19 protein-coding genes and 1 pseudogene are annotated in these 20,980 nt (G+C 40.4%); 12 read left to right on the forward strand and 8 right to left on the reverse strand.

Annotated features, from left to right (window positions below; translation table 11 throughout):
- Positions 1–112: 112 nt before the first annotated feature.
- From PCC7418_RS08485 to PCC7418_RS08500, 4 genes are all read right to left on the reverse strand, one after another.
- A complete protein-coding gene (locus tag PCC7418_RS08485) occupies positions 113–1,543 on the reverse strand; it encodes a multicopper oxidase family protein (protein ID WP_015225757.1) in 1,431 nt (476 codons plus the stop codon).
- Between the two features lie 87 nt (positions 1,544–1,630).
- The gene (locus PCC7418_RS08490) at positions 1,631–2,275 is read right to left on the reverse strand and encodes a Uma2 family endonuclease (RefSeq protein ID WP_015225758.1); all 645 of its coding nucleotides are present in this window, start codon (positions 2,273–2,275) and stop codon (positions 1,631–1,633) included.
- A gap of 36 nt (positions 2,276–2,311) precedes the next feature.
- Positions 2,312–2,734 carry a heavy metal-responsive transcriptional regulator gene (locus tag PCC7418_RS08495; RefSeq protein ID WP_015225759.1) on the reverse strand — a complete coding sequence of 141 codons (423 nt, stop codon included), beginning with the start codon at positions 2,732–2,734 and terminating at the stop codon, positions 2,312–2,314.
- A 171-nt stretch (positions 2,735–2,905) separates the two neighbouring features.
- On the reverse strand, positions 2,906–3,394 hold the full coding sequence (locus PCC7418_RS08500) for a DUF411 domain-containing protein (protein WP_015225760.1): 489 nt from the start codon (positions 3,392–3,394) through the stop codon (positions 2,906–2,908).
- 173 nt (positions 3,395–3,567) lie between these two features.
- Here PCC7418_RS08500 and PCC7418_RS08505 point away from each other — a divergent pair, with 173 nt between their 5' ends.
- The 8 genes and pseudogenes from PCC7418_RS08505 (at position 3,568) to rppB (ending at position 12,110) form a co-directional block, all read left to right on the forward strand.
- Positions 3,568–5,211 (forward strand): efflux RND transporter periplasmic adaptor subunit, encoded by a 1,644-nt coding sequence (locus tag PCC7418_RS08505; protein ID WP_015225761.1) that lies wholly within the window; start codon positions 3,568–3,570, stop codon positions 5,209–5,211.
- An 8-nt stretch (positions 5,212–5,219) separates the two neighbouring features.
- Entirely contained in the window at positions 5,220–5,651 is a 432-nt protein-coding gene (locus PCC7418_RS08510) for a FixH family protein (protein WP_015225762.1), read from the forward strand.
- A gap of 203 nt (positions 5,652–5,854) precedes the next feature.
- Positions 5,855–9,046, forward strand: a complete 3,192-nt coding sequence (locus PCC7418_RS08515; RefSeq protein ID WP_015225763.1) for an efflux RND transporter permease subunit — start codon at positions 5,855–5,857, stop codon at positions 9,044–9,046.
- Between the two features lie 71 nt (positions 9,047–9,117).
- Positions 9,118–9,810 (forward strand): two-component system response regulator RppA, encoded by a 693-nt coding sequence (gene rppA / locus PCC7418_RS08520; RefSeq protein WP_015225764.1) that lies wholly within the window; start codon positions 9,118–9,120, stop codon positions 9,808–9,810.
- An 88-nt stretch (positions 9,811–9,898) separates the two neighbouring features.
- On the forward strand, positions 9,899–10,042 hold the full coding sequence (locus PCC7418_RS20225; protein ID WP_071880227.1) for a type II toxin-antitoxin system HicB family antitoxin: 144 nt from the start codon (positions 9,899–9,901) through the stop codon (positions 10,040–10,042).
- 108 nt (positions 10,043–10,150) lie between these two features.
- Positions 10,151–10,312: pseudogene (locus PCC7418_RS21330) on the forward strand (hypothetical protein); the annotation flags it as partial.
- Complete coding sequence (locus tag PCC7418_RS08525; protein WP_235620778.1) at positions 10,297–10,569, forward strand: PIN domain-containing protein; 273 nt, start codon at positions 10,297–10,299, stop codon at positions 10,567–10,569. The pseudogene PCC7418_RS21330 and the gene PCC7418_RS08525, both read left to right, overlap by 16 nt.
- A 194-nt stretch (positions 10,570–10,763) precedes the next feature.
- Positions 10,764–12,110: a two-component system sensor histidine kinase RppB gene (gene rppB / locus PCC7418_RS08530; RefSeq protein ID WP_015225765.1), complete on the forward strand. Its 1,347-nt coding sequence runs from the start codon at positions 10,764–10,766 to the stop codon at positions 12,108–12,110.
- Positions 12,111–12,114: 4 nt separating this feature from the next.
- On the opposite strand, the gene PCC7418_RS08535 is transcribed toward rppB, so the two are convergent.
- Positions 12,115–12,420 (reverse strand): hypothetical protein, encoded by a 306-nt coding sequence (locus PCC7418_RS08535; protein WP_015225766.1) that lies wholly within the window; start codon positions 12,418–12,420, stop codon positions 12,115–12,117.
- 42 nt (positions 12,421–12,462) lie between these two features.
- Complete coding sequence (locus PCC7418_RS08540; protein ID WP_015225767.1) at positions 12,463–12,804, reverse strand: hypothetical protein; 342 nt, start codon at positions 12,802–12,804, stop codon at positions 12,463–12,465.
- 175 nt (positions 12,805–12,979) lie between these two features.
- Between PCC7418_RS08540 and PCC7418_RS08545 the strand changes: the two genes are divergently transcribed.
- Complete coding sequence (locus tag PCC7418_RS08545) at positions 12,980–15,280, forward strand: diguanylate cyclase domain-containing protein (RefSeq protein ID WP_015225768.1); 2,301 nt, start codon at positions 12,980–12,982, stop codon at positions 15,278–15,280.
- A 59-nt stretch (positions 15,281–15,339) separates the two neighbouring features.
- Here PCC7418_RS08545 and PCC7418_RS08550 read toward each other — a convergent pair whose 3' ends face one another.
- Complete coding sequence (locus tag PCC7418_RS08550) at positions 15,340–15,672, reverse strand: hypothetical protein (protein WP_015225769.1); 333 nt, start codon at positions 15,670–15,672, stop codon at positions 15,340–15,342.
- A gap of 281 nt (positions 15,673–15,953) precedes the next feature.
- Between PCC7418_RS08550 and PCC7418_RS08555 the strand changes: the two genes are divergently transcribed.
- The 3 genes from PCC7418_RS08555 to PCC7418_RS08565 all read left to right on the forward strand — a co-directional run bounded on the left by PCC7418_RS08555 (position 15,954) and on the right by PCC7418_RS08565 (position 20,274).
- Entirely contained in the window at positions 15,954–17,993 is a 2,040-nt protein-coding gene (locus tag PCC7418_RS08555) for an NAD(P)H-quinone oxidoreductase subunit 5 (RefSeq protein ID WP_015225770.1), read from the forward strand.
- Between the two features lie 114 nt (positions 17,994–18,107).
- Positions 18,108–19,691 (forward strand): NAD(P)H-quinone oxidoreductase subunit 4, encoded by a 1,584-nt coding sequence (locus PCC7418_RS08560; RefSeq protein ID WP_015225771.1) that lies wholly within the window; start codon positions 18,108–18,110, stop codon positions 19,689–19,691.
- A gap of 382 nt (positions 19,692–20,073) precedes the next feature.
- Positions 20,074–20,274: a hypothetical protein gene (locus tag PCC7418_RS08565; protein ID WP_015225772.1), complete on the forward strand. Its 201-nt coding sequence runs from the start codon at positions 20,074–20,076 to the stop codon at positions 20,272–20,274.
- A 1-nt stretch (position 20,275) separates the two neighbouring features.
- Here PCC7418_RS08565 and PCC7418_RS08570 read toward each other — a convergent pair whose 3' ends face one another.
- Positions 20,276–20,905 carry a TenA family protein gene (locus PCC7418_RS08570; protein WP_015225773.1) on the reverse strand — a complete coding sequence of 210 codons (630 nt, stop codon included), beginning with the start codon at positions 20,903–20,905 and terminating at the stop codon, positions 20,276–20,278.
- Positions 20,906–20,980: the final 75 nt, after the last annotated feature.

Raw genomic sequence — 20,980 nt, forward strand, 5'->3', positions numbered from 1 at the left:
TAAATATTTTTGAAGTTTTTACCTTTGATGCACATATCCGTCAAATGTCAGGTTTAGGAATTATTTCCGTTCCCTGAGGATAGTAATCAAAAAGTTGTAGCATGATAATTTTTTATCCATTCATTACAATAATTCCCATCATACCTAAATCTTCATGATCTAAAATATGGCAATGATAAACCGTTTTTCCCGCAAAATCTTGAAAGGGAATCCGAATGCGGACGCTTTCTCCTCTCGGGACTAAAACCGTATCTTTCCAAGTTGCATTACTAACTGGTTTTCCATTTTTACTCACCACTTGAAAGCGATTGGTATGTAAATGAAAGGGATGATCCATCACCCCGGTATTAATAATTTCCCAATCTTCTACGGTGTCTAAACTGACTCGCGTATCAACTCGGCGTGGATCAAAGGCTTGTCCATTAATTAAAAACTGCATTCCTCGACCTGGAAACATCCCATGATTGAGTGTAAACTGACGGACTGTTTTCGGTTTGGGTAAGGTTTCTACAGCAATCAGCTTTTGCGGTAAGGGTAAGGACTCAATTTCTCCTGAATAGCGAATTGTGGCGAGTGTTTGTGGTTCATTGTTTTGATTTCTTCCTCCTCCCATCATCCCACGTCCCATCATACCGCCACCCATCATTCCCATCCCAACACGATTGTAGGGTAAATTCAACAGTCGATAGTTTCCTGGTGTCTGATTTCCTTTAACTAAAACCTCCGCACGTTCTCCAGGGGAAAGCAATATTTCTGATAATTCTACAGGAGAAGAGGTTGCACCGCCATCAGTTGCAATGAGATAAAAGGGATGATTCTCTAACTGTAAGCGATAGAAACGAGAAGTGGAAGCATTGACAAAACGCAGTCTTAATAACCCACCAGAAGGAAGGGAAAACGAGGGATTAACCTTGCCATTCACAGTTACCGTTGATCCTTCTCTCCCCATCATTAGACCCATTCTAGATGAGCGACCATCGAGATCAAAGTCTTTGAGAAAGACAAATTCTTCCTTGGCTTGTTTTACCTCTGGAATGTTATCTAATTCGCCACGCACCACCAAAATTCCGCCTAACCCGCCAAACACCTGATCCGCAACATAGCCATGTAAATGAGGATGATAATAGCCTGTTGTGCTGTAATGATTCTCGGGGATCTTAAATTCATAGGTGTAGCTTTCTCCTGGGGAGAGGGAAAGAAATATATTATCGGCTGGTTCTTGTGGAGAAATATGTAACCCGTGATAATGGAGATTAGTCGGTTGAGATAAGCGATTTTTGGCGCGAATGCGAACTTGATCCCCTGAACGAACTTCTAAACGAGGACCTGGAATTTGCCCGTTATAACTGAGTAAGTTTCCTTGTTTTCCGCCAAAAGAGAAGGAATTAGAAGCGAGATCGAGATCAACTTCTAACAGTCCATTTTTGCTCTTTAAAACAGTAGCAGAGGAAGCATTACTTTCAGTTTGTGGCGTTGCACACTGGCTGAGTAAAACCCCCGTTAAAGTGCTACCACTGAGAATTAAAAACTGTCGGCGTTGCATCTTGAGTGGTTGAGGATTAATGGTTTTGCTTTAGTTTAAACACTCTAGTCAGGGGGAGAGTCTAGGGTAAAAAGAAACTATTAAGTTTTATCCTTGAAACTGGGTAAGTAACCAAGCCCCAACTTTACTATGACTCATTTGACGAGTGCGTTGTAGTGCTGTTTCTAAAAGAGAAATATCTAATCCTGATAAGGATTGAGATTGGCTAATTCTAAAGCTACCTTCTGGATTCATTGCAAAAGCAAGAATTTTCCCTTGTTCCACATCAATAATCCAATATTCATCGACTCCTAATGCTTCATACAGCGATCGTTTATTTCCTTGATCATCAAATAGAGAGGTTTTAGCCACTTCAATCACTAGGGTTGGTGGGGGATATTGATCTAGATCAACAATGCCAATTCCCCAAGGAATCGTTTTTGCTGTTTTTCCAATATAAAAAGAGACATCGGGTTGCGCTTCCCTAACACCTGGTTTGCGATAACTACAGTTATCATAGCCGTTCAATTCAATGTTTTTAAGGGTTGCGAAAAGATTAACTGCATAAAGAATGATACTATGATCGCTGGCGTGTTCATTGCTAACAGGTGACATTTCTAGCCTGATATGATTGCAGTAATAATAACTCTTGGTTTTTTGCTCACGCAAGCGGTCTAACACCTGTAGATATTCCTCCCAAGTGCCAACAATCCAAGTGTCTGTGGGAATTTGAATGTTTGTTAAACGGCTCATGGTTTGACGTTTCAGTAGTCTCTTTAAGTTTAACAATTACTTAGGTTGAATAATCGGACAAACGCGATCGTCTTCTGGGGTTTCTAGAATGGGATCAGCCCCTGCTAAAAGGGATTTAATTTGAGTTTGCAGGTGTTGTAGAGCTTGAATTTGTTGGTCAATTTCAGTGACTTTATCTTGGAGTTTTTGTTTAACTTCGTGACAAGGTAACTCACCGCGATCGCGCACCTTTAAAATTTCTCCAATCTCCTCTAAACTCATCCCTAAATGTTGCGCTTGTTTAATAAACTGCAAACGCATCAGTGTGGTTTCTTGTTCAAATAAACGAAACCCTCCGCGCGATCGTTTTACTGCATGAATTAACCCTAAATCCTCATAATAGCGAATCGTTTTCACTGACAAACCACTGCTTTTACTTAATTCCCCAATTTGGATTAAATTAGAAACTGTCGTTGGCATGAATACTTTCTCCTCAATCAATTCAATCTAGGACAAGATAGAGAGGATAATATAGCGTTTCTTGATTCTGTTGAAGTACAAACTGACCAAAGAACAAAAATTGAGAATATCCTTCATCAAAATGAAAACTGCTATAGTAATTCAATCCTCTCTTACCCTTCCACAAAATAGCTAGGAATGCTTCTGATAAACTTCAGTTTCACCTGTTTCAGTAAACGTAAAAACAGTGTAAGGTTCTTTTATATCTCCAGATTCCATTCCCGGCGATCCAATCGGCATTCCTGGAACTGCAATTCCTGCCACATCAGGCTTTTCTCGCAATAAGCGTTTAATATCCGTTGCGGGAATATGTCCTTCTACCACATAGCCATTAATTACTGCGGTATGGCAAGATACTAAGTTTTGAGGGACATTATGTTCACTTTTAACGGAGTTCAGGGCTTCGGTGACATTATCTTTCACTGTAAACCCTTCTTCCTTGAGATGTTCCACCCAACCATGACAACACCCGCAAGTGGGACTGCGATAGGAAGTAATTTGTAAAGTTTCGGGTGCTAAAGTATCGGTTGGAGAAGGGTTAACTGCGGTGTAAATACCAGAAATAACACTACCAGTAATTATCACTGCACCTAAAGAGAGTAGCCATTTGCGATTCAACATTGTTTTTTTATCAAGTAGCCAGTTAACGGCTTAGAATGATCCTTATTTTCTTATGTTGACATACTTAGCTTAGTTAAGCAGTAAAATTTAAATTTCATCGTGATTTCATATTTGGGAATTATTGTTATAAGCAATGTAATTAGCATTGACACGATATGCCTTAGATAAAAATAATGCTTTTGTTCTCAAAAAAAATCTTAAGGATTATTTTCAGTAAACAAACGTTGGGCTTGGGAATTTTTACTCTCTTAACAGGGGGAATTCTTGTTATTACCAATCAATTAAAACCTGCATCTTCGACAATGGATCATAGTGGGCATAATATGTCCCATGATGAAATGATGGCGGTAGATGGTTCTTTTAATCCGACTCCTGTCACGGTTGAAGTTGTTAAACCACAATTATTACAAGCTAGTGTTCAATATACAGGAACGATTGAACCTTTCCAAGTGGTTACAGTTTATCCGAGAGTGGCGGGACAATTAACCGATTATTCGATTTATGTCGGCGATCGCGTTCAAGCAGGAGAAATCATCGCCCAATTAAGCGCTAATGAATTGTTAACAGAAGTCTCGGAAGCACAAGCAGAAACTAACACTATGCGAACCGCTTTAGAAGTGAGTCGCATGGAAGTTTTAGAACAGAAAAATGTTATCCAAGAAATTGAAGCCGATCTAGCTTATTTAGGGAAAAAATTAGACCGATTTGCCTTGTTAGTTGAAGAAGGCGCGATCGCACAAGATGCTTATGATGTGGTAGAAAGTGAAGTGCAAGCCAAAGAAGCAAATTTAGCGCAAGCCAAGGTTAAACTATCCCGTTTAGAAGCAAAAGTTGTTAACGATCGAGCAAAAATTCAACAAGCTGAGACAAAGGTTGCTACTGCTTCAACTGTTTCCAGTTACAGAGAAATTAAATCCCCCATTAGTGGCCTTGTTCAAGAAAGAATGATCGATCCAGGAATGGTAGTACAGCCTGGAATGGGAATTTTGAAAATTGGCGATTATAGTCGGATTCGTTTACAAGCAAATGTTGCTCAACAAGATGCCGTTAATATTGATTTAGGGTCTCCAATTACTGCTAAAATTGCGGGGACTGATATGACTATTAACGGGCAAGTGAGTAGTATTTTTCCAGATACCAATAGTGAAACTCGTACTGTTACTGTAGAATCAATTGTTAATAATTCCAGTGGAAAATTGCTGTCAGGGCAATTTATTAATATGGAAATTATTACACAAAGTCAACCTAATGCTTTAACCGTCCCTCAATCAGCAGTGGTGACGTTTGAAGACAGTCCAGCAGTTTGGGTTGTTAGGAAAGATAACACAGCCCATCGGCAAAAAGTCAAGTTAGGCATGATCAGCCGCGATCGCGTTCAAGTAACGGAAGGATTACAAAGCAGCGATCGGGTGATAACTATAGGGAATCATCAATTAGTTGAAAATGCCTCTGTCAAAGTTATAAATCAAGGAAATAATGACTTAACTACAACGAAAACCGAAGAAGATCAAGACAGTGTTGCTATTAAATTAGTTAGCCCTCCCGAAGTCAAAATCGGTGATGCTGAGTTTATTTTTCAAGTTGTGGATAATCAAAATCAACAGGCTTTATCGGTTAAAAATATTGATATCACAGCAACAATGCCGATGAAAAATATGGCTCCGATGACAGCCAAAGTAGAAGTTAAACCTCAAGCAGAAACAGGGAAATTTCTCGCAGAAACCTTTTTAGGGATGAAAGGAAAGTGGATTATTTCTGTGGAAATCAAAGAGTCTGAGTATCAAGGAAAGCAAGAGTTTAATATTGAAGTTCGTTAAGGGAAAAAATGATGAAAAAAATAATTGTGTTAATCCTACCCCTCAGTTTATTAATAGTCGCTTGTGGTTCAAATTTTAACCAAGCTAACACCCAGTCACCCGTTACCTCTGAAGTTGAAACAAGGGAAGAAAAAACTCCCAAAGCAGTTTTGGTCAATCCTCAAGGAGAAATTCCGATGGGAGAGGTGGAATTAATTTTAGAAGTTCAAGATAGCACTTCTGGAAAAGTGATTCCTGTTGAAAATCTTGATGTAAATTCAACAATGCCCATGCCAGGAGGAGATGACATGATTTCTAAAATTGAAATCGAACCAGCAGCAAACCCTGGACAATTTAAGGTGAAAACTAACTTTAGTATGGCGGGAACTTGGCACTTAGACACTAAGATTCAAGATGCTAACTATCAAGGAGAAAGTCGCATAACTTTAGAGGTTAAATAAATTTATTCGTAGGTTGGGTTAGCTTGACTCGTAACCCAACGTGATAATTAACAATTTGTTATTGGTTCATCGTTCATCATTGCTGGTTCATTGTTAATTACTGGAACTGTTGTCTCAAAGAATAAAGAACAAAGGACAAATAATGTTGGGTTTCGTTACCTCAAACCAACCTACATTTCTGACGCGAAAATAAGTTTAATGCCATGAAAACTTTCCTCACCAAATGGTCAATTAAAAATCCCGTTGTCACGATCGCGCTGTATATCGGAGTTGTGGTACTTTCTCTCTTGACCCTAATCCTCATTCCTGTGAGAATGATGCCCTATGTCCAGAGTCCTTTAGTTGCAGTGATTACCATGGCTCCTGGGCAGTCTCCCACTGAGGTGGAAACTGATATTAGCAAACCCATCGAACAACGATTAACAGTGCTGGATGGCGTGCGCTTTGTGCGATCAAGCTCGCAACAGGATATGTCTCTGGTGACCGTACAATTTGGTTGGGGGGGAGAGATTGATAACGCCGTCCAAGAAATACAAAGCGTGATGAAGGCAGCAGAAGGAGATTTACCCCTAGACGGGATTAATACTCGTTCTTACTGGGTTTTGCCCATTGATCCCTTAAATCGCCCTGTTTTAACCTTAGCGTTAACGGGGGAAGGGTGGGATGACATACAGTTAAGGGAATTTGCGGATAATACCTTAGTTGATCGCTTAACGCAAGTGACAGATGTGCAATCAGTCTCTATTTTTGGAGGCTATCGGCGACAATTACAAGTGATCGTTGATCCGCAAAAACTAGCAGCTTACAACCTTTCAATTTTAGAGATTAGAGACGCGATCGACGAAAATAATGTCAGTCAGGGCGCTGGCGTATTAACCCAAGGAGACCAAGAAATCTTAGTGAGAACGAATGATCGCGCTTTAAACGCGCAAACAGTGCGTGATTATCCTGTGTATGAAAGGGGTGGTAGCATTGTTTACGTGCGAGATGTAGCTCAAGTCAAAGATACTTATGAGGAAAGACGGAGTGGCTACCGTTATAACGGACAATCAGCGCTCGCTGTTAACATTATCCAAAAACCCGATTCTAGTTCCCCCCAAGTCATTGAACGGGTGCGCCAAGAATTAACAACACTACAAGCGCAATATCCTGGTCTGGAATTTCAAGAAGCCTACGATAATGCTTTCTTGGTGAAATTAATTAAAGATAGTACCACACAAGAACTTTTAATTAGTGTCATTTTGGCAGGACTTGTTATTCTGATCTTTTTAGAAGATTTTCGCGCCACAGCCATTGTCATGATTTCAATTCCTATGTCTTTGGCGTTATCACTGCTTCCTTTTATCCCCATTTCCATGTCTTTAAACTCTTCTACTTTAGTGGGGATGATGATGGCAATTGGGAAATTAGTAGATGATTCAATTATTGTCATTGATTCCATCGATCGTCAATTCAAAGCTGGAAAAACACCTGCTAAAGCAGCGATCGAAGGGACAGGAGATGTATTTTTAGCCAGCGCAGCAGCTAGTTGTGTGATGATTGCAGCCCTATTACCAACTATTTCCGCAGGAGGGTTAACAGGGTTAATGTTTGTTGGCTTAGTGTATCCGATGGTATTTGCTTTTGTTGCTTCCCTTTTAGTCTCAATCACCCTCATTCCTCTCATTGCAGCCTTCTTTTTGAAACCCCTTGGTCAAAGAAGACAAAAAACCCCATTACGATGGTTACTTAGTCCTTTCCATTCTGGGTTTATTGCCTTAGAAAGGGGCTATGGTCGGTTATTGGATATAAGCCTCAAAAATCGAGAAATTACCCTCGCGATCGCAGGATCATTGATTGTTTTTGCCTTTGCATTATATCCGTTCATTCCTCAAGAAATGATGCCTTTAGGGGATTCAGGACAGTTTATGGTTAGCTTAGAATTAGAAGCAGGAACATCCTTTGAACGCACAGATCAAGCATCCCAACAATTTGAAGAAATACTCTTAGAACAACCTGAAATTGAGAAGGTTTCTGCTGAAATTGGCTTTGAATTGACTCGCAACAGCACTTATTTTAGCGGTTACAGTATGGGAGGAGTAAATAGCGCTTCCATGATGGTAACTTTAAAGCCATTAGGAGAGCGTCAACGAGATATTTGGGAGGTCATGGATAGTGTCAAAGCCGAAGCCCAACAGACCATTCCAGGATTAAGAAAAATTGCCATGAAAGAAATGGGAGTTGATGTGATGGCGACTTCCGCAGCACCGATTCAAATTGCAGTTTATGGTGAAAAATTAGGAGTTTTACACGGGTTAGCCAATCAGGTTTTGGCAATTGCAGAAAACAATCCTGATTTATATATGACTCATACCAGTTCAAGTTTAAATCAACCTGAATATCACCTAAACATCGATCGCCGTCGCGCCCAAGAATTAGGCTTAACCGTTGAAGACATAACCGAACAAGCAAAATATGCTCTTAGCGGTGGCTTTACTCGTAAATTTTACAATCGTCCCAACTTACGACAGAATACAATTTTAGTCCGTTATGAACAGCGCGATCGCGCCAATTTTCAAGATTTAGCTTCCACCTATATTACCACACCAAATGGTCAACAAATTCCGTTAGCAATGGTTGCTAATTTAGAACGTAGTGAAGGACCCACATTAATTGAAAGAGTCAATGGTCGTAGAGTGGTCTATGTTAACGGTTTCTATCGAAAAAGTAATCCTGCTTCCATGAATTTATCAATGGCTGTTGCGATGGAAGCGGGTGCAGAAATCGAGTTTCCTCCTGGTTATGGATTAGATTCAATGGGCGATATGACCGATATGATGATTGAATTCGATCGCCTCCTCAAAGGATTAATTGTTTCCTTAGTTTTGATTTATTTAATTTTGGTAATTCAATTTCGTTCTTTTATTCAACCACTGGTAATGATGTTATCGATTCCGTTAGAATTAGTGGGAGTTTTTGGTGCGTTGCTCTTAGCCCAACAAACCTTATCCACTGTTTCAATTTTAGGCATTATTATTCTTTCAGGAATTGCCGTTTCTTCCGCAATCTTATTACTAGAATTAATTTTAACGAAACGTCAGGAAGGGATGCCGAGAAGCCAAGCCATCCGAGAAGCGGGACCCGTTCGTTTAAAAGCAATTTTGATGACGACTTTAACCACCATGATTGTAGTCTTCAGACTCGCGTTTTATCCCGAAACAGGAATGGATGCTTATTCTCCCATTGCTACGGTTATTTTAGGCGGGTTAACAGTATCAACGTTATTAACTTTAATTGTCATTCCTGTCGTTTATACTTTTGTTGATGACATTAGCAACTTTGTAAAAAATAAGGTCAAACCATCAACAGCCACTAATCCCATTTTGGAACAATCCAGTTACAGTAATAAACTCTGAATTAAAGGTAGGGTTTGCCTTGCCCACCATAAAAAGTTTTTATCATTGATCGAAAGAAAATGGTATAATTTATGCGAATCTTATTAGTTGAAGATGAACCAGACTTAGGACGTGCGATTAAAAGAACGCTCAACCAACACAATTATATTGTTGATTGGGTTTTAAATGGCGAGGAAGCATGGGATTATTTAGAAGACACTTTTTTAGAGTATGATTTGGCAATTTTTGACTGGTTATTGCCAGGGTTATCGGGACTGGAATTACTTCAACGCTTAAGATATCAAAATAATCCTTTACCCGTCCTCATGTTGACTGCAAAAGATAGCATGGAAGATAAGGTAATGGGTTTAGATGCTGGGGCGGATGACTATTTAGTGAAACCGTTTGGTATGGCTGAATTATTAGCACGACTTAGGGCTTTACAAAGAAGATCCCCTCAATTGCAACCGCAAACCTTGAAAGTCGGCAATCTTGAATTAGATTATGGCACAAATACGGTTAAATGCACAGAGACATCTGGTGAAACAAAAGTTATTCCTCTCACCAGTAAGGAATTTCAATTATTAGAGTATTTTATGCGACATCCTAACCAAATCTTAAATCGAGAACAACTTTTAGAGCGATTATGGGAATTAGGTTCACAACCAATGAGTAATGTTGTCGCAGCACAAATGCGATTATTACGGAAGAAATTATCGGAGTATGGTTGTGAGCATTTAATTGAAACCGTTTATGGATTAGGTTATCGACTGGTCATTTCCTAACCCTTTTTTAGGAGCGCGATCGCCAACTATTAACTAACAACTTTTACTTTTAGAAAATGACAGAATAGATGTGTTAAAATGATCATGAATTGGAATAGCAGAAGAAGGCGGATATTGGGCAGAAGTGCCAAGTTTTCAGGGATGCTATACACAGGGAGAAACGATTGAGGAAGTTTTAGAAAATTTCAAAGAAGTAATCAGCTTGTATGCAGAAGTGGATTCTCAATCTTAATTAAATGTATAATTAGGATAATATGCCGACGGAGTACAAAAGTTAAAACCCATGAAACCAACCACTATTTATTTACCAGAAGAAACTGAAGCAAGCCTTTAAGAATTAGCGAATAGAACAGGTAAATCGATTCCCGAACTCATTGAAGAAGTCATTAATGATTATTTAACCGAAACATCTCAAAAATTACCCAAATCAATTGGAATAGGTGCAAGCGGAAGATCCGACTTATCCTCTAAAACAGAACAATTATTGTGGACAGAAGACTAATTGCAGATACCAGTGGAATTATCGCATTTTTAGATAGAGATGATTACTATCATTCCTCAGTTGTTGATGTCATTAAAAAACATCAAATCTATATTCCTGTCACTGTTTTACCAGAAGTTGACTATTTAGCCACAAAATATTTAGGAGAAAGAGTTGCTAGAACCTTTTTAGAAGACTTAGCAGATGGATATTTTAAGTATCTCCCTATAGAATTGAATGATATTAATAAAACTACAAAAATAATGGAACGTTATTAAAGACTTACCATTAGGCTTTGTCGATGCCAGTTTAATTATTCTAGCAGAACGTTATAAAATTAGAAAAATTTTAACTTTAGATAGAAGACATTTTAATTTAATTCAATCAGAATATTTTAAATATTTGGAGTTATTTCCATGATCTTTAAAGTCCTTGAAACGATGAAATCAAGAGAAATTAGACGACAATGTAAATGTATAATAACAAATTATTTACGGAAACCAGATGGCGATTAGCGAGGTGGTATGCGGGAGTTTTAAGTTTAATTTTAGGAGTATCGGCATTAGGGGTTTATGAAGCGATCGCGCACGCCCATCGCATTAGTATTAATCAAGAATTAGAAACTGTTGCTGGGACAATTCATGACAGCTTAGAACCGATTTTAGAACAACCTGGACAATTAAATAAAAGAGTCACAAATCTGATCCCAAATTTGTGTATAGAAACAACAAGCTGTGCTAACCATAACCGCCAATTGGTAGGAGCGCTGCAACAAGATCATTATTATTTACAATTCTATGATTTATCTGGGGAGTTAGTCGCCCTAGCAGGCATACAACCAGAAGGTTTGTCAATCAATTATAACCAACAACAATGGAAAAATCTGAGGGATATTAATGGCATTCGTTATCGGCAAATTTATCTGGAATTACACACCCAAGATAATCAACCTTGGGGCTATCTTCAAATCGGAAGAAACCTAGAGGCTTTTGATAATTATGTTGCGAATGTCAAATGGATTATTTTATTAGGATTACCAATTCTCATTGTTTTCGTCATGTTTGCGAGTTGGTGGTTGGCGGGAAAAGCAATGGCTCCAATTTACCAATCCTACCAACACATTCAACAATTTACGGCTGATGCAGCCCATGAATTAAGGACTCCTTTAGCTGCGATTCGCGCAACCATTGAATCTTCTTTAATGTTGCCAACTTTAACCGAAAAAGATAGCCGAGAAACGTTCCACACCCTGAAACGACAAAATCAACGCCTTTCTTCTTTAGTTGCCGATTTATTAATGCTTTGTCGGATGGAGCGACAATTAACAACTAATCATTATTTGTCTGGAAAACCAGTAATTATCAATGATTTAATTGCTGATATTGCTGAGGAATTTGCTGCTTTAGCCTACAGAGAAGAAATTTGTCTAATTGCTCAGATACAGGTTACTCAACCCTTAAAAGTAATGGGAGAGGAAGAACAATTGTATCGTTTAGTCACCAATTTAGTAATTAATGCCATTCAACATACCTTAAAAGGAGGAAAGGTAACTTTAGTTTTAAAGCAAGAGAATCATCAGGCTTTAATTGAAGTGATTGATACAGGAATTGGCATTCCAGAAGATGAACAAAAACTCATTTTTGATCGCTTTTATCGCGTCAATAAAGCCCGTTCAAGGGATAGAGGCGGTTCGGGTTTGGGGTTAGCCATTGCCAGCGCGATCGCGCTAACATATCAAGGGAATATCAACGTCAAAAGTCACTTAAAACAAGGGAGTATTTTTACAGTTTCCTTACCGATTTTAAATGCAAAAGAATAAGTGCCTAATTGGAATTGTTTTGAGAGTTAGCTTTCTTTTTCGGAAAAGGAACTTGTAACCAGACAATAATTCCTGTCACCAATAAAATTAAAACACCGAACGCATTTAAAAAAGGATAAAGCCAGGTTAAATCTAATGTACCAAACTTCCCTCTGTGAATATCCAGTAACCAAAGAAACTTTTCTGACTCTCCAGTTAAAACAGCCACTTGAAACAGAGAACCTGTAAGGAGAGTTAATAGCATCGGGAACACCATAATCGGGGCAAACCAGCGGTGAATTTGTCGTAAATAACGATTATTAAAGCGCATGATCCAATCAGTTCTTGTTGTCTAGTTGCCTTGTTAAGAGCGTTATCCGTATCGGTGAATCCGTTTTTTTAAGGCATACAATAAAAAAGGCGTGACAATGATTAAACCCAATAGGGTTTCTCCTACAGTGGTAATTTTAGCAATAGTAATGGTTTGAGTTTGAGTGGTGGGTTGTTCTTCGTGTAAATTAGTTTGGGTTTCTATTGGTTGATTTTCGCTAGATGTGGGTTGATTTTGCTGATTGTTTAACGATTTTTCCTCAGTTTGGGTTTTTGTTTCTGTTTCTGTTTTCTCAAAATGACCAGCATGAGCCAAAACGGGTAAGCTCGTTAAAACAGTTCCCGTGGTGATGACCGTATGATAAACAGATGTTCTATGCTTCATTTGCGTTTCGTGGTTTGATCGCTTTGTCTAGGCTACACTCTCCAGTCTAGAGGAGAGTCTATAGGCTTTAATTTTTTTGTTAACTCGGAGTTGTGGTGATTTGTACTAACTTGATCGGGTGGAATTGATACAAAGTGATACTGTGGGGTAAAGCGACTATAACCCTAGTTTCCAAATGCAAGCTCAAGCAAAGCCAAGGAAAGTTCCTCTCTATTTAGCATTTGCGGTTCCGTTTACCTTGCAAGTTCTTAGCATTGTTGGGCTAGTGGGTTACTTGTCTTATCGTAGCGGACAGCAAACCGTACAAGACTTAACGGATCAATTACTATTAAAAACAGAAAACCAAGTCGTCCAAGAGCTTGATAGTTACCTAAGTCTCCCTCATGAAATCAATCAGTTGAATATTGCAATGGTTGAGTCTGGGGTCGTCGATTTAGAGAATTTAGACCAACTCCAAAACTATCTGATTACAGAACATCAAAAATTTCCACAAGTTACCAGTGTTCTTTTTGGTAATCCGCAAGGAGCATTTTTATTCGTTAACGATACCGATCTTCCAAAAGGTAACACAGCAGCCCAAGAGTTACAGGTTGAGGTGGGACGTTTTGATCTTGATAATCCAAGTCGAGTCAATCTTTACGCCCTTAATGTAGGGGGAACAATTGGTCGCTATTTCAAGACAATTAAAAATGTTGATGTTCGTAAACGTCCTTGGTATCGTCGCGCCGTGACAACCCAAACCTCAGGCTGGAGTGACTTATTTCAGATTGGGACAGGTAATGTATTAGCAATTAATGCTTATGCTCCTTTTTACAACGCATCCCAAGAGTTGGAAGGAGTTTTCTCGATTAATTTGAGTTTAGAAGCCCTGAATCACTTTCTCGCGAATCTAACGCTGAGTAATACTGGAGAGGTTTTTATTTTAGAACGGAATGGCTTGTTAGTTGCTAATTCTGCTGATGAACCCGTATATAAAACTTCTCCTCGTCAAAAGGGTAAAATTCTCGAACCTGGCAAGATTGAATTTCGTCGGATTCCTGCTCAAAAAAATTCTAATCCCGTGATTGCCGAAGCGACAGCAGCCTTAACAGAAGAATTTAATGATCTCAATACAATTCAATCACCGCAGCAAATGACGTTTGCTATTGAAACCGATACTGGCAAAAAAGACCCCTATTTTTTACGGGTGTTTTCTTATCAAGATGATTATGGGTTGGATTGGCTTGTTGTAACAGTGGTGCCAAAATCTGAGTTTACGGGGGCGATTAATGCAAATGTCCGACGAACCATTGCTTTATCTGGAGTCGCATTATTAGCATCATTGGGGTTAGGATGGTGGACTTCTCGACGGATCGCGCGATCGCTGCTTCGTTTGTCTCAAGCTAGCAAAAATGTTGCCCAAGGAAAGTTTAATGACTCTTTTTCCACCAGTCGCATCCGAGAAGTGGATACCTTATCGGAATCATTTTCTCAAATGGCGCGATCGTTACAAGAAGCGGAAGAGTTTCGGGATCATTATGAAGCAAAATTAGAACAAGAAGTAACCGAAAAAACCCTTGCTTTACAAGAAAGCTATGCTGAATTACAACTCATTACCGATTCTATTGCGGGTTGTATTTCCTTTAAAGATTCATCTCATCGCTATCAGTTTGTTAATGAAACCTATGAAAAGTGGCTAAACTGTTCTAAGGAAGAGATTTTAGGGAAGACAGTTGAGGAGATTACTGGGACAGAAACTTATCAAAAAATATCACCTTACCTTGAGCAAGTGTTAACTGGGGAAACGGTTGCTTATGAAACTGACTTTCTCGGTAGGGATGGGATAAAACGTTATCTTTCTGTGGTGTTAACGCCTAAATTGGATGAGAATAATAATGTTTTAGGATATTATACGCTGATTACTGATATCAGCGATCGTAAGCAACTGGAATTAGAATTAGAACAAGCCAATCAAGACCTCAAACAATTAGCAACCGTTGATGGGTTAACCCAAATCGCGAATCGTAGAACATTTGACAAACATTTACAAGCAGAATGGAATCGCGCTTGCAGACAATCTCTTCCCTTGAGTCTTATTTTCTGTGATGTTGATTATTTCAAAAAGTATAACGATTATTACGGACACCAAGCAGGAGATGATTGTTTGCAGAAAGTCGCATTGATTATTAAGGAAAACTGTAAACGAGCCGAAGATTTTCCCGCTCGATACGGGGGAGAAGAGTTTGCGATTATTTGTGCGGGAATCAATGCAGACAATGCTAAAAACTTAGCCGAAAATATTCGGAAACAGCTTTTTCATTCTGCCATTCCTCATGAGAGAAATCCTGATCAAAATCGAGTCACTTTAAGTATTGGAATCGCAAGTGTGATTCCCCGACCATGCGATAAGGCTAATAATTTGTTAAGGGAAGCAGATCGCGCGTTATATGAAGCGAAAAAACAGGGGCGCGATCGCGCGATTAGTTTTCAATTTTGAACCAGCAAGTTATCTTTTATCCTGATTCATCCCTCGCCTAGGCGTGATGAGATCGTCAATTAAGTCATTTCATTCCCTTCAGATGAACTTGCATTTTGAGGTTTTAACCGTTTAAAAAACATCATGGTTAGAGAACCCACTTCATGAATATCAAATAACTCCCAACCCTCTTGTCCTAAGCGATTTAACGCCTCTTGCAATTGACGGGCGGGATGGTTAGAACCGCTTTGTCCGCTGTAAATATCAGGAAATTCTTGCTTGAGAAATTCAGGGCTGAATGTCCCTTTGGTTGCAGAACTGGCTGCTTCAGCATTGGGGGCTTCCGTATTTCTGATATTGAGATGAATAACTTTATATTCCCAAAGGGGAAGATTCTTATCTGCTTTCTCCATTGTGATATTTTTACTCCTAGGGTTAAATTTCCCTTCCTTAACAGGGATTGATAGCAAAATAGCAGTGATCAACTGAGTGCGTAAACGTTTTCCCGATGCAGGATGATTCCATCTTAGGCAAAAATCCTTCATCGGGAGAACCTCATCAGGAGAATGTGCCCAACTGAATATGTCACAATTGTTAACGGTATTTGCACTCAGTCTTTCTCAAGACGGTGGAAACTGCTTCCTGTTATCGCTTAACTAGGATGTAATCACGGCTATTAGTAGGCTTAATTTATATGGAACAACTGTATCAATATGCTTGGCTCATTCCAGTCTTGCCCTTAGTCGGCGCAATGATTGTCGGCACGGGGCTGATTTCATTTAACCAAGTAACCAGTCGTCTGCGTCAACCCGCAGCGATTTTTATTGTCTCTCTGATGGGAGTGACCATGGGGTTATCTTTTGCGCTGCTCTGGAGTCAAATCAACGGACATGAGACTTTTCTCCAGACCTTTGAATGGGCAGCAGCAGGAGAGTTTAAACTGACGATGGGCTACACCGTCGATCATCTCAGCACGGTCATGATGGCAATTGTTAGCACCGTGGCGTTTTTGGTGATGATCTACACCGATGGCTATATGGCTCATGACCCTGGTTATGTGCGCTTTTATGCTTATTTAAGTTTGTTTGCGTCTTCGATGTTGGGGTTAGTGGTTAGCCCCAATTTAGTACAGGTTTATATTTTCTGGGAATTAGTGGGGATGGCTTCTTACCTCCTCATTGGCTTTTGGTATGACCGTAAAGCAGCAGCCGATGCTTGTCAAAAAGCATTTGTGGTTAACCGTGTGGGTGACTTTGGTTTTCTCCTCGGGATGTTGGGCTTGTATTGGGCAACGGGAACGTTTGATTTTGCGGAAATGGGCTTAGAATTACAAGCTCTCGTTGAATCTGGCATTATTGGAGCGAGTCTGGCTGCATTATTTGGGGTTTTAGTTTTCTTGGGCCCTGTGGCAAAATCAGCCCAATTTCCCCTTCATGTTTGGCTTCCTGATGCAATGGAAGGTCCGACCCCAATTTCGGCGTTAATTCACGCAGCGACGATGGTGGCAGCTGGGGTTTTCTTGATTGCGCGGATGTATCCCGTATTTGAAGATATTCCGTCTGTGATGAGCATTATTGCTTGGACGGGGGCGTTTACGGCGTTTTTAGGCGCAACGATCGCGCTGACCCAAAATGATATTAAAAAAGGATTAGCATACTCCACGATTTCCCAATTGGGATATATGGTAATGGCGATGGGAGTCGGTGGTTATACCGCAGGCTTATTCCATTTAATGACACACGCCTTTTTCAAAGCAATGTTGTTCTTGTGTTCGGGTTCGGTCATTCATGGCATGGAAGAGGTTGTCGGTCATAATCCAGATCTGGCTCAAGATATGCGCTTGATGGGAGGCTTACGGAAATATATGCCCATTACCTCTTTAACGTTTTTGGTGGGAACTTTAGCGATTTGTGGGATTCCCCCGTTTGCTGGTTTCTGGTCAAAAGATGAGATTCTCTCGCAGGCGTTTAGCGCCAATCCTGCGTTATGGTTCATCGGTTGGCTCACCGCAGGGTTAACCGCATTTTATATGTTCCGAATGTATTTTATGACCTTTGAGGGCGAATTTCGCGGGAATGATGAGTCTATCCTGAATAGCCTGAAACCTGCTTTTGGTCCTGGGGCAATGGATACCCGCGAACTGGAATCTGACCATGATGCGGAAGACCATCATCACAGTGAAACCCCCCATGAATCCCCTTTAAGCATGACCTTACCCCTAATTATCCTTGCGGTTCCTTCTCTCGCCATTGGTTGGATTGGTAAACCGTGGGAAAACTTCTTTGAGGAGTTTGTTTATGCCCCTGGGGAAACCTTAGAAGAGGTGAAAGCAGTGATGGCGGAGTTTGAATGGTCCGAATTTTTAATTATGGCTGGCAACTCTGTAGGCATTGCTTTGATTGGAATTACGGTTGCGTCTTTAATGTATGCCCGTAAGACAATTGATCCCAGCGCGATCGCGCAGCAATTTCCTTTCCTCTACCGCTTCTCTCTCAACAAGTGGTATTTTGACGAACTCTATGACAGTCTCTTTGTTAAAGGCAGTCGGCGCGTTGCTCGACAAGTGCTGGAAGTCGATTATCGGGTGGTTGATGGTGCGGTCAACCTCACAGGCTTAGTTGCCATTATCAGTGGTGAAGGCTTGAAATACTTTGAAAATGGTCGCGCCCAATTCTACGCTCTGATCGTCTTTGGTGCTGTCTTAGGCTTTGTCATTGCTTTTAGCGTCTTTTAATTTCATTGCTGGCTATAGCAGTTGGAAGATATCAAGGGAAACTGCTTTCCTGCTATAGCTTCAAGACAGATTAAACCTCAATGAGCGTAATCATCAATTGCATTTGAAAAAACTATGACAAATTTTCCTTGGTTAACAACTGTTATCCTATTTCCTCTAATTGCTTCTTTCTTTATTCCCTTAATTCCTGATAAAGATGGGAAACAAGTGCGCTGGTATGCCCTTGTCATTGGCTTAATTAACTTTGCCTTCATTGTTGCGGGATTCTATCTTGACTATGATTTCTCTAACCCAGAATTACAACTGGTGGAAAGTTATAGTTGGATTCCCCAACTGGACTTAAATTGGTCGGTGGGGGCTGATGGCATTTCCATGCCTTTGATTCTGCTGACGGGCTTTATTACCACCTTGGCAATCTTAGCAGCTTGGCCTGTTAGTCTTAAACCCAAACTCTTTTACTTCCTCATTCTTGCGATGTACGGCGGACAAATTGCTGTGTTTGCGGTACAGGATATGTTGTTATTCTTCCTCGTTTGGGAGTTAGAGTTAATTCCTGTTTACTTGCTACTTTCCATCTGGGGCGGAAAAAAACGTCTCTACGCAGCGACAAAATTTATCCTTTACACCGCAGGGGGATCGCTCTTTATCTTAGTTGCAGGCTTAACCATGGCGTTTTATGGCGATACTGTAACGTTTGATATGCGGGCGTTAGCAGCGAAAGATATTGCGCTGAATTTCCAGCTTTGGCTGTATGGGGCGTTTTTCATTGCTTATGCGGTGAAGTTACCCATTTTCCCTCTTCATACGTGGCTTCCTGATGCTCATGGCGAGGCGACTGCGCCTGTGCATATGTTACTGGCGGGAATTCTCCTGAAAATGGGCGGTTATGCTTTAATTCGGATGAATGCGGGAATGTTACCCGATGCTCATGCTTATTTTGCCCCAGCACTGGTGATTTTAGGAGTGGTGAATATCATTTATGCTGCTCTGACATCGTTTGCTCAACGGAATCTGAAACGAAAAATTGCCTATTCTTCGATTTCTCACATGGGCTTTGTCTTGATTGGCATTGGCTCTTTCACCAATTTAGGCTTAAGTGGGGCGGTTTTACAAATGGTCTCTCACGGCTTAATTGGGGCGAGTCTCTTCTTCTTAGTGGGAGCAACTTATGACCGCACTCATACTCTAATGCTTGATGAAATGGGCGGTGTGGGACAAAAGATGCAGAAAATCTTTGCCATGTTTACCACTTGCTCTCTCGCCTCTCTGGCTTTACCTGGGATGAGTGGTTTTGTCGCGGAAGTGATGGTATTTATTGGTTTCTCCACCAGCGACGCTTACAATACTACCTTTAAGGTAATTGTGGTCTTTTTAGCAGCCGTGGGTGTGATTTTAACGCCGATTTATCTGCTTTCGATGCTGCGGGAAATTTTCTATGGGAAAGAGAATCAAGAGTTGGTTTCTCATGAAGTTTTGGTGGATGCGGAACCGCGAGAAGTGTTTATTATTGCTTGCTTGTTGATTCCTATTATTGGCGTTGGACTCTATCCGAAAATTCTGACGCAGGTGTATGATTCCACAACCGTTGCTTATACAGATCGCTTACGCAATTCTGTCCCCACCTTAGTCAAATCGTCAGATGTGGCACAAGTTGATCCTTCGCTACTGTCTGTGACCGCGCCGAAGTTAGAAAGATAAGATCTAACTTCAATTAACAATAAACTTTCCCAATGAGGTGGGCACTGCTCGCCTCATTGACGTTTGAAGTAAGATTTTTTACAAGCTAATTACGGAGCAGTGATCAGCAGGGAAAGGTGAAACTGATAGGAAATTTTAGGAGCGCGATCGCGCTGAGAATTTGATAAGCACCACATACCAAGGTTTTATCTTCCCCCAACACCTTGGCAAAACCTTATTTTTATCACTTAAAGGAAAGACGGAACAACGTAGTTTAAGTCACTAGCTTGACCGTGCAAACTAGGAGTTCAATGTGATTATTACAACAGCAATTCCCATGAGGAACACTTATACTTGATCCAAGTAGTTGCTCATTATTGTCTCGGAGGTAAAGATCATCATCATGCGCTCTCCAACCTTAACACTGGCTCTTGTCTTAACAATTCTCTTTGTTGCAATTGGTGACCTGTTTTTACCCCAACCGCTCGCAAAAGCCAGTTATCGCACCCGTAATCAGTTAAACCAGTTGTTTGTGAGTTTACTGCCGCAGCCCAATGTTGATCATCTTCAGCGCAATCGTTTTGAGGAATGGGAAAAGCATTGAGCTAACTTTCTGCCAAATGCCATGCAGCAGCAAAAAAGTCATATTCACACTGTAAAGCGTAACGGTAGCTGCTGTTCGCTTTTTCTGTTTCCGTAACATAACCGTCAACTAAGCCTTCTAAGGTAGCAACCAGTTGACCAAACTCAGAATCATTGTAAGTTTTAATCCAATCACTATATTGATGATTTCCCACTCCCTTTTGAGCAAGTTGAGTGCCGAGAAAGTGGTATAAGCGCATACAAGGAGTCATCGCACAAGCGGTTAAACCGACTTCACTTCCCCATGCTGTCGCTAGTAGAAAATCGGTATAGTGGCGAGTAGCGGGAGAAGGAGTGACTTGTTGAAGATCTACGCCCCATTGTTGGGCATATCCTTGATGAAGATTTAACTCTGCAAGTACCCCGCCAGCGAGTTGATGAAAGATATTAAAGCTCTCCCAGTCCACAGCTTTAGCAGCAGCAATACTATACGCTCGTGCAAAGGAGTCTAAGAAAAAGGCATCTTGGGCAACATAAAAGGCAAAACACTGCTGATCTAAGCTCCCATCAGCAATTCCTTGCACAAAGGGATGATTGAGACTTGCTTCAACTAAATCTTGATTTTGTTGCCACAGTTGTTGACTGAGTGTCATTGTTTTTGGTTCTTTGTTGTTTGTTCTTTGTTTTAGATTACTTATCTATAACACTTCCCAATCTCATTTTGTTCT

It is taken from the genome of Halothece sp. PCC 7418 (assembly GCF_000317635.1).
Classification (GTDB): domain Bacteria; phylum Cyanobacteriota; class Cyanobacteriia; order Cyanobacteriales; family Rubidibacteraceae; genus Halothece.

What these genes read in the sequence shown, in the direction of transcription:
- PCC7418_RS08485 (WP_015225757.1), bottom strand. Translation starts at nt 1,543, where the DNA reads ATGCAACGCCGACAGTTTTTAATTCTCAGTGGTAGCACTTTAACGGGG.
- PCC7418_RS08490 (WP_015225758.1), bottom strand. Translation starts at nt 2,275, where the DNA reads ATGAGCCGTTTAACAAACATTCAAATTCCCACAGACACTTGGATTGTT.
- PCC7418_RS08495 (WP_015225759.1), bottom strand. Translation starts at nt 2,734, where the DNA reads ATGCCAACGACAGTTTCTAATTTAATCCAAATTGGGGAATTAAGTAAA.
- PCC7418_RS08500 (WP_015225760.1), bottom strand. Translation starts at nt 3,394, where the DNA reads ATGTTGAATCGCAAATGGCTACTCTCTTTAGGTGCAGTGATAATTACT.
- PCC7418_RS08505 (WP_015225761.1), top strand. Translation starts at nt 3,568, where the DNA reads ATGCTTTTGTTCTCAAAAAAAATCTTAAGGATTATTTTCAGTAAACAA.
- PCC7418_RS08510 (WP_015225762.1), top strand. Translation starts at nt 5,220, where the DNA reads ATGATGAAAAAAATAATTGTGTTAATCCTACCCCTCAGTTTATTAATA.
- PCC7418_RS08515 (WP_015225763.1), top strand. Translation starts at nt 5,855, where the DNA reads ATGAAAACTTTCCTCACCAAATGGTCAATTAAAAATCCCGTTGTCACG.
- rppA (WP_015225764.1), top strand. Translation starts at nt 9,118, where the DNA reads ATGCGAATCTTATTAGTTGAAGATGAACCAGACTTAGGACGTGCGATT.
- rppB (WP_015225765.1), top strand. Translation starts at nt 10,764, where the DNA reads ATGTATAATAACAAATTATTTACGGAAACCAGATGGCGATTAGCGAGG.
- PCC7418_RS08535 (WP_015225766.1), bottom strand. Translation starts at nt 12,420, where the DNA reads ATGCGCTTTAATAATCGTTATTTACGACAAATTCACCGCTGGTTTGCC.
- PCC7418_RS08540 (WP_015225767.1), bottom strand. Translation starts at nt 12,804, where the DNA reads ATGAAGCATAGAACATCTGTTTATCATACGGTCATCACCACGGGAACT.
- PCC7418_RS08545 (WP_015225768.1), top strand. Translation starts at nt 12,980, where the DNA reads ATGCAAGCTCAAGCAAAGCCAAGGAAAGTTCCTCTCTATTTAGCATTT.
- PCC7418_RS08550 (WP_015225769.1), bottom strand. Translation starts at nt 15,672, where the DNA reads ATGGAGAAAGCAGATAAGAATCTTCCCCTTTGGGAATATAAAGTTATT.
- PCC7418_RS08555 (WP_015225770.1), top strand. Translation starts at nt 15,954, where the DNA reads ATGGAACAACTGTATCAATATGCTTGGCTCATTCCAGTCTTGCCCTTA.
- PCC7418_RS08560 (WP_015225771.1), top strand. Translation starts at nt 18,108, where the DNA reads ATGACAAATTTTCCTTGGTTAACAACTGTTATCCTATTTCCTCTAATT.
- PCC7418_RS08565 (WP_015225772.1), top strand. Translation starts at nt 20,074, where the DNA reads ATGCGCTCTCCAACCTTAACACTGGCTCTTGTCTTAACAATTCTCTTT.
- PCC7418_RS08570 (WP_015225773.1), bottom strand. Translation starts at nt 20,905, where the DNA reads ATGACACTCAGTCAACAACTGTGGCAACAAAATCAAGATTTAGTTGAA.